General features: G+C 63.7%; 13 protein-coding genes and 1 pseudogene. 5 read left to right on the top strand and 9 right to left on the bottom strand.

Annotated features, from left to right (window positions below):
• Nucleotides 1-121 precede the first annotated feature (121 nt).
• Complete coding sequence (locus ASD07_RS31390) at nt 122-688, top strand: hypothetical protein (protein WP_055929001.1); 567 nt, start codon at nt 122-124, stop codon at nt 686-688.
• Here the strand turns inward: ASD07_RS31390 and ASD07_RS10250 are convergent.
• Genes ASD07_RS10250 through ASD07_RS10235 form a run of 4 tightly spaced genes read right to left on the bottom strand, consistent with a single transcriptional unit; the run spans nt 680 to nt 5,110 of the window.
• On the bottom strand, nt 680-2,890 hold the full coding sequence (locus ASD07_RS10250; RefSeq protein WP_055928998.1) for a xanthine dehydrogenase family protein molybdopterin-binding subunit: 2,211 nt from the start codon (nt 2,888-2,890) through the stop codon (nt 680-682). The two genes, ASD07_RS31390 and ASD07_RS10250, sit on opposite strands and share 9 nt — an antisense overlap.
• Nucleotides 2,887-3,873 (bottom strand): xanthine dehydrogenase family protein subunit M, encoded by a 987-nt coding sequence (locus ASD07_RS10245; protein ID WP_055928995.1) that lies wholly within the window; start codon nt 3,871-3,873, stop codon nt 2,887-2,889. Before ASD07_RS10245 ends, ASD07_RS10250 begins: the two co-directional genes overlap by 4 nt.
• Before the next feature lie 11 nt (nt 3,874-3,884).
• Entirely contained in the window at nt 3,885-4,508 is a 624-nt protein-coding gene (locus ASD07_RS10240) for a 2Fe-2S iron-sulfur cluster-binding protein (protein ID WP_229207146.1), read from the bottom strand.
• Nucleotides 4,509-4,555: 47 nt separating this feature from the next.
• A complete protein-coding gene (locus ASD07_RS10235) occupies nt 4,556-5,110 on the bottom strand; it encodes a carboxymuconolactone decarboxylase family protein (protein WP_055928988.1) in 555 nt (184 codons plus the stop codon).
• A gap of 96 nt (nt 5,111-5,206) precedes the next feature.
• On the opposite strand from ASD07_RS10235, the gene ASD07_RS10230 reads away from it, so the two are divergent.
• Nucleotides 5,207-6,544 (top strand): aspartate aminotransferase family protein, encoded by a 1,338-nt coding sequence (locus ASD07_RS10230; RefSeq protein ID WP_055928985.1) that lies wholly within the window; start codon nt 5,207-5,209, stop codon nt 6,542-6,544.
• Nucleotides 6,545-6,573: 29 nt separating this feature from the next.
• On the opposite strand, the gene ASD07_RS10225 is transcribed toward ASD07_RS10230, so the two are convergent.
• From ASD07_RS10225 to ASD07_RS10215, 3 genes are read right to left on the bottom strand one after another with little or no spacing between them, the layout of a single operon-like run.
• A complete protein-coding gene (locus ASD07_RS10225; RefSeq protein ID WP_055928982.1) occupies nt 6,574-7,419 on the bottom strand; it encodes a fumarylacetoacetate hydrolase family protein in 846 nt (281 codons plus the stop codon).
• A gap of 30 nt (nt 7,420-7,449) precedes the next feature.
• Complete coding sequence (locus ASD07_RS10220; protein ID WP_229207114.1) at nt 7,450-8,742, bottom strand: MFS transporter; 1,293 nt, start codon at nt 8,740-8,742, stop codon at nt 7,450-7,452.
• 9 nt (nt 8,743-8,751) lie between these two features.
• Nucleotides 8,752-10,128 (bottom strand): KamA family radical SAM protein, encoded by a 1,377-nt coding sequence (locus ASD07_RS10215; protein ID WP_055928979.1) that lies wholly within the window; start codon nt 10,126-10,128, stop codon nt 8,752-8,754.
• Nucleotides 10,129-10,299: 171 nt separating this feature from the next.
• On the opposite strand from ASD07_RS10215, the gene ASD07_RS10210 reads away from it, so the two are divergent.
• A complete protein-coding gene (locus tag ASD07_RS10210; RefSeq protein ID WP_055928975.1) occupies nt 10,300-10,749 on the top strand; it encodes a cache domain-containing protein in 450 nt (149 codons plus the stop codon).
• Nucleotides 10,750-10,758: 9 nt separating this feature from the next.
• Entirely contained in the window at nt 10,759-12,483 is a 1,725-nt protein-coding gene (locus ASD07_RS10205) for a methyl-accepting chemotaxis protein (RefSeq protein WP_055928972.1), read from the top strand.
• Here ASD07_RS10205 and ASD07_RS10200 read toward each other — a convergent pair.
• Both ASD07_RS10200 and ASD07_RS30075 read right to left on the bottom strand, forming a co-directional pair.
• Entirely contained in the window at nt 12,412-12,981 is a 570-nt protein-coding gene (locus ASD07_RS10200; RefSeq protein WP_055928969.1) for a DNA-3-methyladenine glycosylase, read from the bottom strand. The genes ASD07_RS10205 and ASD07_RS10200 overlap by 72 nt on opposite strands.
• Nucleotides 12,982-13,030: 49 nt before the next feature.
• A pseudogene (locus tag ASD07_RS30075) lies at nt 13,031-14,091 on the bottom strand (RNA-guided endonuclease InsQ/TnpB family protein).
• 195 nt (nt 14,092-14,286) lie between these two features.
• Between ASD07_RS30075 and ASD07_RS10185 the strand changes: the two are divergent.
• A complete protein-coding gene (locus ASD07_RS10185; protein WP_055928960.1) occupies nt 14,287-15,153 on the top strand; it encodes an HDOD domain-containing protein in 867 nt (288 codons plus the stop codon).
• The last annotated feature ends 1 nt before the right edge of the window (nt 15,154 follow it).

Here is a 15,154-nt window from a genome sequence, read left to right as displayed (position 1 = left end):
TCAGATCGCATGATTGTGGCGATTTCCGCATCATTTCCCGTTTTCTTGCTCAATTACATTTTAAGACCTGACTTCACATGTGATAATCACTGATTATCTTTTTAGCTACACAATCTTCATTATGGCAACATCGATCAACGGCATCGGCACTACTTTCTACGGTCAAGCGGGTTTCGAACCGGATGGATCGTTCATCACGACCAAATGGGTCATTTTCGCTTACCTGCCAATCATCCCCACAGCCAGCATGCGCGTCAGGTATGCGGGCGAAGAAAACGGATTCTTCTCGTCCGGCACAAGTTACCAGGTGATCATGGATTACCCGATCGACATCGGCCAGGTGCTGCGGACCTGGGCATACGTCATCAGCTTTATCACGCTGCTCACCTTGCTGGATAAAGGCGAGGGCTCGGGCTGGAAAGCTGCACTGCTATGCGCCATGGCCCTGCTCCCCCACACGCTGCGCTGGTTCGCCAGGCGCTGGGCGATGGACGATTACAGGAACGCTTCGCAACGAACATCACAACGAGCGAATGCCAACGCGAAACCGGCACCGAACACGCGGCTCGAAGACCTGCCGCGCGTGTCGACATGTCCCAAGTGCCGGTACACACGCAAAGCCGACGATTACGCGCCAGCCTGGCAATGCCCGAGCTGCAAGGTCGCCTACAACAAAGTCTCAAACTAGCTTGTCGAGGGTAAGCGGCAGGTCGCGCAGGCGCTTGCCGGTGGCGTGGTAGACCGCATTCGCTACGGCAGCGGCCACGCCAACGATGCCGATTTCACCGATGCCGCGCGCACCCAGTTCGTTGAAATGGGTGTCATTGCCAGGCAACGCCACCACGTCGATGTCGCCAATGTCCGCGTTCACCGGCACGTGGTAGTCGGCCAGGTTGGCGTTGGTGGCTCGGCCATAGCGCCAATCCATTTCGGTCTTTTCCATCAGGGCCATGCCCAGCCCCCATACAATGCCGCCGATGAACTGGCTGCGCGCGGTTTTCGCATTCAGTACCGTGCCCACGTCATAGCAGGCCACGATGCGCGGCACCCGCACCGTGCCAAGGTCTGGGTCCACATTGACCTCCACGAAGACCGCGCCGAAGGAGTGCATGGAGTACTGCTTCTTCTCCTCGCCCGGCTTGGCTTCGGCGTCGCCGGTTATGGCCTGCCCGCCATTACGCGCAATGACTGCCGCTACCGGCTCGCCGCGTTCCGGCGTGGCTCGCAGGCGCAGCCAGCCACCTGCCGCTTCCACTTCCGCAGCATTGAAGCCGTGCAGGGGCGAAGCCTGGTCGGCCACCGCCATCGCCACCAGTTTTTCGCGTGCAGCTGTACAGGCGCGGTGGACAGCCGGCCCCACGCTGGCAGCGGTCATCGAACCGCCCGATACGGGCGCTTCGGGCATCTCCGTATCACCCAGCTCAAAGTGTACTTTCTCCAGCGGCAGGCCGAGCGCGTCCGCCGCCACCTGGGTCATGATGGTGTAGGTACCGGTGCCGATATCCTGCGAGCCGCAGCGCACCTGCGCCGTGCCGTCGGGCGCGATGCTGGCCCAGGCTTTCGCCGGCATGCGGTTGGCCGGGTAGGTGGCGGTGGCCATGCCCCAGCCAACCAGCGTGCGGCCGGCCTTCATCGAGCGCGGCGTTGAAGTGCGCCTGGCCCAGCCGAAGCGTTCCGCCGCCACCTTGTAGCACTCGCGCAGCTGCTTGGCCGAAAAGGGGATGTTCTTCTCAGGATCCTGCTCGGCGTAGTTGCGCAGCCGCAGGGCAACCGGGTCCATGTCGAGTGCATATGCCATTTCATCGATGGCGCATTCGAGGGCAAAGCTGCCCGTTGCCTCTCCCGGTGCGCGCATATAGGTCGGAACGCCGACGTTCAGCGTGGCCAGTTGCTGCGTGGTCTGCAGGCTGTCGCTGGCGTACAAGATGCGGGTCGGCGAACTGCATGGCTCGGTGAAATCGTCCTGCACGGAAGTATGCGAAATGGTGTCATGCGCCACCGCCAGCAGCCGGCCATCGGCGCTGGCGCCAAGGCGGAAGCGCTGCTCCGTCATCGGCCGCGCGCCGACCGGTGCAAACATCTGCGGCCGCTCGAGCGCCAGCTTGACCGGGCGACCTGCCATGCGCGCAGCCATGGCGGCCAGCACCACGTGCGACCACATATTGCCCTTGCAGCCAAAGCCGCCGCCGACATAGGGCGACACCACCCTCACCTTTTCCGGCGGGATGCCGAGCGCACGGGCGCAGTTCTTTTTCACGCCGGTGACATACTGCGTGGCGTCGTACAGCGTGAGGCGGTCGCCGTCCCAGGCAGCGATGGTGGCATGCGGCTCCATCGGGTTATGGTTCTCGACTGGCGTGGTGTACAAAACGTCGATGCGCTGGGCTGCTTGCGACAGGTTCGCCTGCACATTGCCGCGCTGCGTCTGCATGGGGCGGTCTGGTTGCTCCTTCGGCTTGCGCAGCTTTCCTTTCGCAGCCTGGATATCCAGGAGCGCCGGCTGCGGTGCATAACGCACCTTGAGTGCGCGCGCCGCGTCCTGCGCTTGCTCCAGTGTTTCGGCTACCACGACCGCAATCGGCTGGCCGTTGTATTTGATTTCGTCATCCTGCAGCAGGTTCAGTTTCGGCGGCGGCGGCTTCTGCTCCTCGCCACCCGGCTTCTCGCGCGGCAGTCGCGGGGCGTTCCTGTGCGTCATGACTGCCAACACACCGCGCATGCTGCCGGCGCGCACCGTATCGATCACGCTGATACGTCCCTTGGCGATCGTACTGAGCACCAGCACGGCGTGCGCCATACGCGGCAAGGGATGCTCGGCGGCGAACGTGGCGGCACCGGTGACTTTCAGGCGGCCGTCGGTGCGGGGAATTGCTTGTCCAACCTGTTTCATGCGCCCTCCCCGGCTATGCGCAGGGCACGCATGATTGCGCGCTGCGCGAGATCGACTTTGAAGCGGTTTCCTTCCAACGGCTGCGCACCTTCCAAAAGCTGCTGGGCGGCGGCGCGGCATTGCGCGTCATCGAGCGGCCGGCCTTTCAGTAGAGCCTCGGCCTCCGGGCGGCGCCATGGCTTGTGCGCCACGCCGCCCAGCGCAAGGCGCGCTTCGCGCACGGTGCCGCCATCCATCTCCAGTGCTGCCGCCACCGACACCAGAGCAAAGGCATAGCTGGCGCGATCGCGCAGCTTGAGGTAATGGCTGTGACGCGCCATGCGCGATGGCGGCAGGTCAATGGCGATGATCAGTTCACCGGGCTGCAACACCGTGTCGCGCTGCGGCGTATCGCCCGGCAGCCGATGGAAGTCGCCCAGCGCAACTTCGCGATTTCCTTGCGGGCCGCGCAACAGCACCACAGCGTCCAGCGCCGCCAGCGCAACGCTCATGTCGGAGGGATTGACAGCCACACAGGCCGGGCTGGCGCCGAGGATCGCATGCATGCGCTGGATTCCCTCGCGCGCATCGCAGCCGGAGCCGGGCTGGCGTTTGTTGCAATGACTGAAGGCCGTATCGGTGAAATAAGGACAGCGCGTGCGCTGCATCAGGTTGCCGCCCATGGTCGCCATATTGCGCAACTGCGCCGAGGCGCCTGACAGCATGGCTTGCGCCAGCAAGGGATAGCGCTCGCGTACCAGCCCATGTCGCGCGGCATCGGCGTTGCGCACGCCAGCGCCGATACGCAGGCCGCCGCCGGGCAATTCTTCGATCCGGTCAAGGCCCGCGTGAGTGATGTCGACCAGCCGCAACGGATGCTCGACGTCGCCTTTCATCAAGTCCAGCAGGTTGGTGCCGCCGCCGATGAAGCGCGCGCCGCCCTGTTGCGCAAGGCGCAAGGCATCGGCCGCATCGCTGGCACGTTCGTAATAGATGGATTGCATGGCGCGCTCGCTTAGCTGCGCCGCAGCGCCACTTCGCGGATGGCGGCGACGATATTGGGATAGGCGCCGCAGCGGCAGATATTGCCGCTCATGCGCTCGCGGATTTCGTCGTCGGTGAAGCCGGCGCCGTCGGCACGCACCTCCTCCAGCAGCGCCGTCGCCGAGCAAATCTGCCCCGGCGTACAGTAGCCGCACTGGAAAGCGTCGTGCTCGAGGAAGGCTTGCTGCAGCGGCGACAGCGTGTCGCCCTGGGCCAGCCCTTCGATAGTGGTGACGCGCTGGCCCTCGTGCATGATCGCCAATGTCAGGCAAGCGTTGATGCGGCGTCCATCCACCAGCACGGTGCAGGCGCCGCACTGGCCGCGGTCGCAGCCCTTCTTGGTTCCGGCCAGGCCGATATGCTCGCGCAGGGCATCGAGCAGCGTTACGCGCGGTTCCAGCGACAGGCTGTAATCGCGGCCATTGATGTTCAGGTGTACGGGCCGCGCTGGTGCGGCGGGAGCCGCCGGTGCAGCGGGCGCAAGGGCGCTGTCAGCGTTTGGCACTTGGGTGGCGCCGACAACAGCCAGCGCGGATTGCAGGAAACTTCTGCGGTCAGGCATCGTTCGCTCCCCGGAAAAAGCAGCGCTATCGATGGTGCCGCGTCGCGCGCCGGGCTTCCGTTAGCCCGCGCACACAAACGTTATTCAGTGAGGGGAGTTGCGGTTGTGGGCGGTACTGCCGAGCGAGCGCCATTCATGACCATGGCCAGCAAAGTGTAATAGCCGTTGATGCCCATCAGGTCGGTCACGCCCTTTTCGCCGAATTGCAGCATGGCCGCCGCCCAGGTGGCGTCGCTCACTTGTTTTGTGGTGTGCAGTTCGTGGCAGAAATCGTAGACGGCCTGCTCGTCCGGCTTCAGATCCCGCGGCGCCTGGCGGGCTGCGATGGCGTCGATGACAGGCTGCGGGATTCCTTCCTGCGCCGCGATGGGCGCATGGATTGCCCATTCAACTTGCTGGTTCCACTGCCGCGACGTGACCAGGATGGCCAGTTCGGTCAGCCGCGTTCCGATCGCACTGCGGTAGCGCAGGTATTCGCCCAGCCGCTGGGTACAGGCCATCAGTTCAGGGCTGTGCAGCAAAGGCACGAAAGGGCCGTACAACGCGCCGCGCGGTCCATCGATGACTGCCTGTGCGGCGGCGCGCTGCTCGGCTGTCATATCGGAAGGGGAAATAGGTCCTAGTCGTTCGCTCATAGCGGCAAATGGTCGCACAGGACAGGAGAAAAATCAAAACGCCGCCGCCGCACGCGCGCTAATGTCCTTGCACGACCAACCAAGCAAGGAGCTGCCATGACCCACCTGATCCACCGTGACCTGCGCCGCACCCCACCCGTCGCCGCCGCCGCTTTCGGCATGCAAGTGCGCGACAGCGATGGCAAAACCTATATCGATGCCAGCGGCGGCGCTGCGGTGTCCTCGCTGGGGCATAGCCATCCGGATGTGCTGGCGGCGATGCAGTCGCAGCTCAAGGTGGCGGCTTACGCGCATACCTCCTTTTTTACTACCGAGGCGGCCGAAGAGTTGGGTGAGCGGCTGGCACAGGATGCGCCGGGCGATTTGAATTATGCCTACCTGGTATCGGGCGGGTCGGAAGCCATCGAGGCCGCGCTGAAACTGGCGCGCCAGTATTTCGTCGAGCATGGCGAAACAGAGCGGCGCGTTTTCATCGCGCGGCGCCAGAGTTATCACGGCAACACGCTAGGCGCGCTGGCCCTGGGCGGCAACGAGTATCGCCGGCGCCATTTCGAGCCTCTGCTGATGGACGTGGCGCGCGTGTCGCCCTGCTTCGAATACCGCGAGCGGCGCGCCGGGCAGGATGTCCACGAATACACGGCCAACCTGTTGCAGGAACTGGAGGCCAGGATCCTCGACCTGGGGCCGCAGCATGTGATCGGCTTCTGCGCCGAGACGGTGGTGGGCGCCACCAGCGGCGCGGTACCGCCGACGCCGGGCTATTTCAAGGGCGTGCGTTCGCTGTGCGACAAGTATGGCATTTTGATGATCGCCGATGAGGTGATGTGCGGCATGGGGCGTACCGGGACGCTGTATGCGATCGAGCAGGAAGGCGTGGTGCCCGATATCGTTGCGCTGGGCAAGGGACTGGGTGCGGGCTACCAGCCGATCGGCGCGGTGCTTGCACGCGACCATATCGTGCAGCGGCTGCGCTCAGGCAGCGGGGTGTTCCAGCATGGGCATACTTATGTCGGGCATCCGGTGGCGGCGGCGGCGGCGCTGGCGGTGCAGAAGGTGATCCGGCGCGATTCGCTGCTGGGGGCGGTGACCGTGCGCGGTGCTTCGTTCAAGCGCATGCTGCGCGATGCATTTTCGATGCATCCGAATGTGGGGGATATCCGGGGGCGCGGGATGCTGCTGGCGTTGGAGCTGGTGCAGGACAGGGAGGCCAAGCGGCCGTTTGACCCGGACTTGCGGCTCCATGCGGCGGTGAAGGATGCCTGCATGGAGTGCGGCTTGATGGTGTATCCGATGGGTGGGACCATCGATGGCAGGCGCGGAGATCATGTGCTGCTGGCGCCTCCGTTTATTGCGACGGAGGCGGACCTGCAACAGATTGTGGGGCGCTTGAGTGATGGCTTGGAGCGGGCGTTGCTGCGGGTGCGGCCGGCCTGACAGTGACGTGCGGCGGCCGCGGGCCTGGATTAGAACTCCTGGTAGCCGATCACGTCCTGCTGCTGCTCGCCCAGGCCGGCAATACCCAGCCGCACAAAATCCCCCTTCTTCAGGAACCGTTTGCGCGCCAGCCCCACACCGGGCGGCGTGCCGGTGGCGATGATATCGCCCGGCTCCAGCGTCATGAAGCGCGAGATATATGCAATCAGCTGCGGTACCTTGAAAATCATGGTCTCGGTGCAGCCGGTCTGCATGCGCTTGTCATTCACCTCAAGGTAGAGGTCCAGCTTGTCCAGGTCCCACACTTCGTCGCGTGTCACCAGCCACGGGCCAACCGGGCCGAAAGTATCGCAACCCTTGCCCTTGTCCCAGGTGCCGCCGTTCTCCAGCTGGAATTCGCGTTCCGACACATCATTCACCACGCAGTAGCCGGCGATATGCTTTTCCGCGTCTTCCTCGCTGACGTTGCGCGCGCGGGTGCCGATCACCACGCCCAGCTCCACTTCCCAATCGGTCTTCTTCGAGCCTTTGGGCAGCATGATCGGATCGTCCGCGCCGGACAGGCAGGTGATCGCCTTCATGAAAATAATCGGTTCACTCGGAATCGGCAGGCCGGCTTCCTTCGCGTGGTCGGCGTAGTTCAGGCCTACACCGATAAATTTTCCCACCTTGGCAACCGGTACGCCGAACCGCGGGTTGCCGCGCACTACCGGCAGCGTTTCGGGATCGATCTTGGCCAGCTTGCGCAGCACCTTGTCGGACAGGTTGGCGCCAGCGAAGTCGCTGATTTCGCCGGACAGGTCGCGCAGTTTGCCGAATTCATCGATCAGGCCAGGTTTTTCTTTGCCTATACGGCCGTAACGAACCAGTTTCATACTATCTTCCTTCTTGTTGAAGGCGACATTTTACCGGAAGCGCCGGAGCAGGTAGCGGCACAGGCCCGGCAACTGGATCAGCACCAGCAAAGCGAAGGCGTATTGATAGGCGGCGATGGGGTAATGCCCGAGGGGCGATGGCTGCCACAGGCCGATCACCTGGCCGAAGCCGGCCTGCACCACGAAGGCGCCAACGAAGATCAGCAAGTTCAGGCAAGTCGAAGCGCGGCCCGTCAATGCTGGCGGCATGGCCTGCGAAACAATTGAATATTCCATGCCGGTGACGCAGCCCACCAGCATGAACAGCACCGGCAGCACCTGTTGCGCTGGCCGCCATCCGGATACAAAAACGCATTGCAGCAGCAAGAACAACAGCACGCCGGCCGCCGCCACATCCAGCGTGCGCCAGCCCCGCTTCGTCGCGAACTCGGTCAACTGACCGACCGCGATCGAGCCGAAGATCACGGCCGCCATGCCGAGGTAAAGCAGCCAGGCGATCGCTTGTTCACCGTAGCGCGGCACGTCGGCCAGCCAACGGGCGATCCACAGCCCCTGCACGCCGAAGAATACAGTGTGCGGCAGCAGTACCAGCATTGCCGTCTCGCGAAACACCGGGTGGCCGAATATCTCCACCAGCGCGTTGCGGGTGAATGGACGCGGCGGCGCGGCTGGCGGCGTCGGCGCAAGAAGGAGGATCAGCAGCGCGACGAGAATACAGGCGCCGGCCAATCCGATCATCAGCCATTGCCAGCTCATATGCTGCAAGGCCAGGCGCACCGGCAAGGTGGCGGTTGCGGCGCCAAGCCCGCCGGCAGCGATCAGGTAGCCCTGTACCGACGGAACTTTGTGCGCGGGCAGCCAGGTGGTGAGGGCCTTGATGGCGGACATGAAGCACGCCCCGAGCCCGAACCCCATCAGCGCGCGGGCAATCGCCAGGCCCGCGAAGTCCCGGCCGCCTGCAAAGGCAAGCGTGCCGACTGCGGCAACCAGCAGCAGCACGAATTGCACGCGGCGCGGCCCATACCGGTCCAGGGCAATGCCGATCGGGATCTGGGCAAATGCGAAGGCGAGGAAATAGGTGCTGGTCAGCATGCCGAGCTGCGCGGACGTCAGGTTCGCCTGCGCCACGAGCTGCGGCGCCAGCATGGCGTTCACACTGCGCAGCAGCCATGAGACGTAGTGCCCCAGCGCGAAGGGAATGAACACCAGGAACAGCGTGGCGGGACCTGACAGGGTGCCCGGCATACGCTCGCGCCCGCGCCACCAGCGCACTGGCGCCACCGCTGCTGCAGGAGTATCGGGAGCGGCGGCGGGCGAGCGCATCGCATGCTCCTAGGCGACCAGCGGAATCACGCGGCGCGGCAGTACCGGCACGGTCGCCGCACCCGGCACATGCCCGGGTCCCTGCCCGCCCTCCTCAAAGAAGAATTTATCGCGGCCGAATGCCGGACGAAGCTGGTCGAACCAGGTCGCGGTCGGGTCGTACTTGGCGTAGAACGGCTTGCGTACCCAATCCGCGTTGCGCGCCTGAAGGAACTGCAGCGCGAACACCTTTTCGCCGCCGACCTGCGCCACGCCGTCAATCACCACCTTGCCGGGGAAGGCGCTCATGGAGGGCCCACGCACGGTGCGCGCCAGGCCGGAGACCATCTGGTAAGCCTGCTGGAACACTTCGTGCGCACGCGCCAGCGGCAACTGGAAATACTCGCGCGGCCCGGTATCGCGTTCCACGAACATGTAGTAGGGGATCGCCCCCAGCCTCACCCCGGTGCGCCACAGTTCGGCCCAGCTGGCCGGGTCCTCGTTGATATGCCTGATCAAGGGCCCTTGCATGCGCAGGGTGGCGCCGGTGCCGACGATCCGCTTGACGGCCTGCTGCGCCACTTCCTGCCTCAACTCCACCGCATGGCTGTAATGCCCCATGATCGCCATGTTCTTGCCCGACGCAACGACACGCTCGAACAGGCGCAGCAAATCGTCGGCATCGCGGTCGCTGACATAGCGCTGCGGCCAGTACGATACGGACTTGGTGCCGACGCGGATATTCTGGATATGCTCCAGTCCCGGCCCAAGCAGCGGCGTGATGATCTCCTCCATCGAGCGCGTATTCATGATCATCGGGTCGCCGCCCGTGATCAGCACGTCCGTCACATCCTTGTGCGTCTTCAGGTATTCCACCAGCTGCGTGGTTTCGCGCGCATCGAACTTCATATCGTCCATGCCGACGAACTGCGGCCAGCGGAAGCAGAAGGTGCAGTAAGCGTGGCAGGTCTGGCCGGCGCTGGGGAAGAACAGCACTGTTTCCTTGTATTTGTGCTGCAAGCCGCGCAACGGGGCATCGTTCACACGCGGCACGTTGTGCGTCATCTGCCCCGCCGGATGGGGATTCATGCGCAGGCGGATCTGCCGCACCAACTGTTGCGCGGCCGCGTCATCCTGCTTCACCAGCACCAGGTCGCGCAGCTGCCAGTACTCGTGCGCGGGCAGCATGTCGCGGTGCGGGAATACCAGGCGGTAGATCGGATCGTCCGGGATATTGTCCCAGTCGATCAGCTGCTCCAGCACATACTGGTTGGTGCGGAACGGCAGCACATGCGAGATGACCTGCACTGCCTCCTGCTGCTCGGGCGTCAGCAACTCCCACTGCGGCGCCTGGCGGATGGTTTGGCGGGTGTATGGCTTGAACTTGGGCAGGGCATCGGCGGTCATGACGTACTCCTGGGTGGGTGGGCTAGGACTTCATGATGGTCCGCTTAAGAAACGGCCTATTGCCGTAGCTCAATACCCAGCCGGAAAAATCCTACGAGCTTGCGTTTGCGCAACTCCCGACCAGGTGCGCAGACGTACAGTTGGGCTTCCATCCCACCCAAGGAGCCCGGCATGAAACGCATCCTGACCGCATCACTGCTCTTCCTCTCCGTGGCGGCGGCCGACGCCAGCGAACCGACCGAGAAGGACGCCATCGCCATGGTGGAAAAAGGCGCTAGCTTCATCAAGCAGCATGGCAAGGACAAATTCATCGAGAAGATCTCCGCCAAGGATCCCGAATTCATCCAGGGCGCTTTGTACGTCGATATCCGCGACCTGCAGTCGGGCATCGTGCTGGCGCATCCGGTCAATCCCACCATCGTCGGCAAGGACCTGACCGACGTGCCGGATGCCAGCGGCAAGAAATACCGGCGCGAGATCATCGAGCTGGCCGCAAAAAAGGGCAAGGGCTGGGTCGACTACATGTACAAGAATCCCACCACCGGCAAGATCGAGCCGAAGACCACCTATATCCAGCGCGTCGGCGATGCGGTGCTGGAAGCAGGCATCTACAAAAAGTAGGAGACGGCCATGCTGAACCGACTGCGGATTGGACCCAAGCTGCTGCTGGCGCCGGGCGTGGTACTGGCGCTGCTGCTGGCGACAGCGGCATGCGCCTGGTTCGGCATGGTGCGGCAGAACGCATCAATGGAAAACCTGGTGCAGTTGCGGGCGGCGCGGCTGCAGGCGGTGGCGGATGTGGCGGGCGAGGCGCGCATGGCGCACGCCAATATTTACCAGCTCCTGGCCTGGATCAACGGCAGCTTTGCGCAGGCGCGGCTCGATGCGCTGACGGCGCAAATCCGCAACCGGCATGGCGCAGTCGGCACGCGGCTGCAGCACCTTGCGCGCGCGGCGGCGGCCGACGAGCGCGCTTTGCTGGCTGTTTCGCAAGAAGCGCTGGCAAGCTACCGCAAGGCGGTGCAGGAGACCATCGAGCTGGCGCAAGTGGACCAGTCGATTGCGACCAACGCCATGGCGAAGGCGGAGCGCCAGTTCGCGGCCCTGGATATGCAGTTGTCGCAACTGGCTGCCCTGGAGAAGTCGCTGAGCGAGGCGGCCTACGCAGGGGCGCGGCAGGAGTTCCGCTTGCTGGGGATGACGATGGCGGGCTTGCTGGCGCTATCGGTAGCCTTGTCGCTGGCAGTGTCGATGCTGGTGAGGCGCGCGCTGCTGCGGGATATCCAGTCCATCGGCGACGGCGTGCGCAGCCTGGCATCGGGACAGTTGGCGCCAAGGCCTCCGGCAAAGGGACGCGACGAGATCGGCGATACGGCGCGCGCGCTGGACGGCAGCGTAGCCCAGTTGAACGGCACCATCCGCGCGATTCGCGGCGCGGTGCAGCAGATCGACCTTGCCGCGCGCGAGATCGCGACCGGGAATATGGATCTGTCGGCACGCACCGAATTGCAGGCAAGCTCGCTGGAGGAAACCGCCAGCGCGGTCGACAGCCTGGCGGCGGCAGTGCGCAGCAATGCGGAACATGCGCGCGAGGCTTGCCAGGTAGCCGCCAACGCCAACGAGCTCGCGGCGCGCGGCGGCGCAGCGGTGTCCGATGCGGTGCAGACCATGGAAGCGATTCGCGCCTCGTCCCGCAAGATCGTCGAAATCATCGGGGTAATTGACGGGATCGCGTTCCAGACCAATATCCTGGCTTTGAATGCCGCAGTGGAAGCGGCGCGGGCCGGCGAACAGGGGCGCGGGTTTGCTGTCGTTGCGGCTGAAGTGCGGACGCTGGCACAGCGCAGTGGGACTGCGGCGCATGAAATCAAGGCGCTGATCAATGCATCGGTGGCGACGATCGACCGCGGCGCGGAGTCGGTTGGCGAGGCTGGCGGCAGCATGGGCGATATCGTGGCCTCGGTACGGCAAGTTGGCAGCATCATCCAGCGCATCAGCGATGCCAGTGCGGAGCAGGCACGCGGGATTACTGAGGTCAACCAGGCAGTGGGGCAGATTGATGATGTCACCCAGCAGAATGCCGCGTTGGTCGAACAGGCAGCAGCGGCGGCAGCGAGCTTGCAGGAGCAGGCCGCCGGGCTGGCGCAGGCGGTTGCCGTGTTTGAGCTCGGTGATGAAGCGTCACCGCAAGCGGGTACGAAACTGGCCGCCGAAGATCATGGTGAGACAGCGCCGAAAGGCGACCGGCGCACCGCTAACAGCCCGATGCGCGCGCGGCAGGGCTTAGCGGAATGGGCGGCTGACAAACGGCGAGCCGGCCAGGCCGAAGCGCCACGGAACGTCCACCGCCTTTGAAATCCCGATACGCGGCCCGGCCACGACCTGCACCCGCCCCTTGCGCGGCAGCAGTTCGAACGGCGCTGCGCCGAGCGGCATGGCATTCAGCTCGCGCGTCACGCCCATGGCCTGCGCCAGCCGCCCCGGCCCCGAGCACAGCAGCCGCACATCCTCCAGGCCGCGCCGCGCCTGCATCTGCGCGATGCCTTCCAGCGGCTCAATGGCCCGGATCAGCACCCCGGCCCCATGCCCCTCCTCCTGGCAGACAAAGTTCATGCACCAGTGGATGCCATGCGACAGGTAGACATAGGCATGGGCCGGCGGGCCGAACATGGCGAAATTGCGCGCCGTCCTGCCGGCAAAGGCGTGCGAAGCCGGATCTTCGCGGTCATACGCCTCCACCTCGACAATACGGCCGCCCACGCCATTGACGAGCACTGTCACGCCGATCAGGCGGCGCCCCACTTGCTGTGCAGGAGCACTGAAATCGATACCGGCCAAAATGTGGGGAGACATGCTATCGATTATAGCAATCCTGCCATTTAGGCTTGACGTCCTCCGCGCCCTAAAGGACGGGGATTCCTGCAACCAGCGTCGCACGCCCGCGACGGAGAATGTTTTTCGCAGCGTTGAGATCACGATCATGTACTTCACCGCAATCACTGCATGCCCACGCTCTTATTCCAAGGCCTGCGATTCCTCTCGGTCCCCGCCTTGGCGCTCGAATCTGGATTGGGGTTCCACAATTCGAGCAGGTCTTGGTAGTAAAACGTTCGTCGACTTCCACATACCGCGCGCCATGCCTAACGGCCTTGTACGCCAGCATTCTCCGGAAGGACGACCAGCCTGCATCAAGCACGGACTTCGCCAGGCTGGTCTGGGCGAGTCCGGCGGCATTGACATGACCGACAGCGATATGGTCGAAGGCACGTGCGATCTTCAACGATTCTTTATGTAGAAAATCGATCCGGCAGCGTGCCGTATAGGCATGGATGGCCTTGATCCTGCGCCGTTTATGCGCACGCTGCGCCACCGCGAGCGCCGCTTCGGCCTTGCGGTAGAAACCAGGCGCAGGAATCCTCTTGGTATCAGACAGCACGGCCAAGTCTTTCAAACCCAGATCAATACCAACTCCCTGATCGAGCGGACGAACCGGCGGTTCGGAAACTTCGATCACAATATTGAGGAACCAGTTGCCCCGGCTGTCTTGCGAAAAACAGGTGCCATCCTTGATCTTGCCCTCCGGCAGAGGCCGCGAGTTGAACACACGGAAGGTATGTCCCGCAAAGCGAAACGCATCGCCTTCCCGGTGCAGGTCGCGCCCCTTCAAGGGTACCCAGCCCAGAGTTCTACGCCCACGGTAACGCAAATAAGGTCGACGGTGTTGCCCTCGGGATTTGGCGTACTGTTCGCAAACAGCATTGATGTTGCCGGAATGCAGTCCAAGTTCTTTGCTGCTGCCCTTCGTCAGATTGTTCAGTCAAAACCCGTCAGCCAAGGGCGCCAGAACCGCAGGGCATCCTTCTGCCGGTCATTGCAGTAGTTCCAGACGAAATTCACCGAACGGCCCCATTGATTGAGGAGCCCGTTCAGCGATTTCACACGATAACGAAAGACGAGAATCATACTGTAATTTCATACAGTATTTCACTAATCTCAAGGGGAACGACTGCTTCGCAGTCGGCTCCTTTCACTCCCCGCCTTGAAGGACGGGGTTTCACGGAGCAATGCTGATGAAAAAAACCCATTCGTGCCCCGGGTTGCAGGCAAAAACAGGCGATAATGGCGTTGCCCGTCCAGCAGCATAACCCTCGAAGCAAAATGACAACAGCAGCAACCCGGCTCCCGGCCCACAATACGACCGCAGAAGACGCGCTGTTGCGCTCCATCCGCATCCCGCCGCGTCCCAGCCTGCTGGTCGACCTGCAGCGCGAACTGGCGCAACCAGATCCGTCGCCGCGCGCCATCGCGCGCATCATCGGCAACGACGTGGGCATGTCGGGCGCCCTGCTGAAACTCGCCAACTCGCCGTTTTACGGCGCGGCACGCAAAGCCAAGTCGGTTGAGCAGGCCATTAATTTCCTCGGCATTAACCAGTGCGCCGCCATGTTGACCGGCATCCTGGCGCGCGACGCAGTCGGCGCCAACAACCCGGCCCTGAACCAGTTCTGGGAAGTGTCGTCCTGCCGCGCCCAGGCCCTGGTCTTCATTGCGCGCAAGCTGCGCCTGGCGCCGCCCGATATCGCCCACACGTTCGGCCTGTTCTGCGACATCGGCATCCCGATCCTGATGGCGCGCTTTGACGATTACGGCCAGACGCTGGACATCTGCAACGGCGCCGCCACCCGCAAGTTCACCGAGATCGAAGATGCGCGCCACACCACCAACCACGCCGCCATCGGCTGCCTGCTGGCGCGCAACTGGGGCCTGTCGCCGGACGTATCCTGGGCCATCCTGCACCATCACGATTACGAAGTGCTGGGCGACGACGCCACCGACGACGCGATCCGCGCCCTGGTCGCCGGTGCGGTGCTGGCCGAACGCGCCATCCAGCGCTACCACGGCAACAGCGCTTCGCTGGAATGGGAAAAAGGCGGCGAGGCCGCCTGCCGCCACCTCGGCATGAACGAGGACGAATCCGCCGACCTGCTGGACGAACTACACGAAACCTTCCACATTGAACACTGAG

The organism is Duganella sp. Root336D2 (assembly GCF_001425005.1).
In the GTDB taxonomy this organism is placed as follows: domain Bacteria; phylum Pseudomonadota; class Gammaproteobacteria; order Burkholderiales; family Burkholderiaceae_D; genus Rugamonas.
This window is presented reverse-complemented; position numbering and strand designations above follow the sequence as displayed.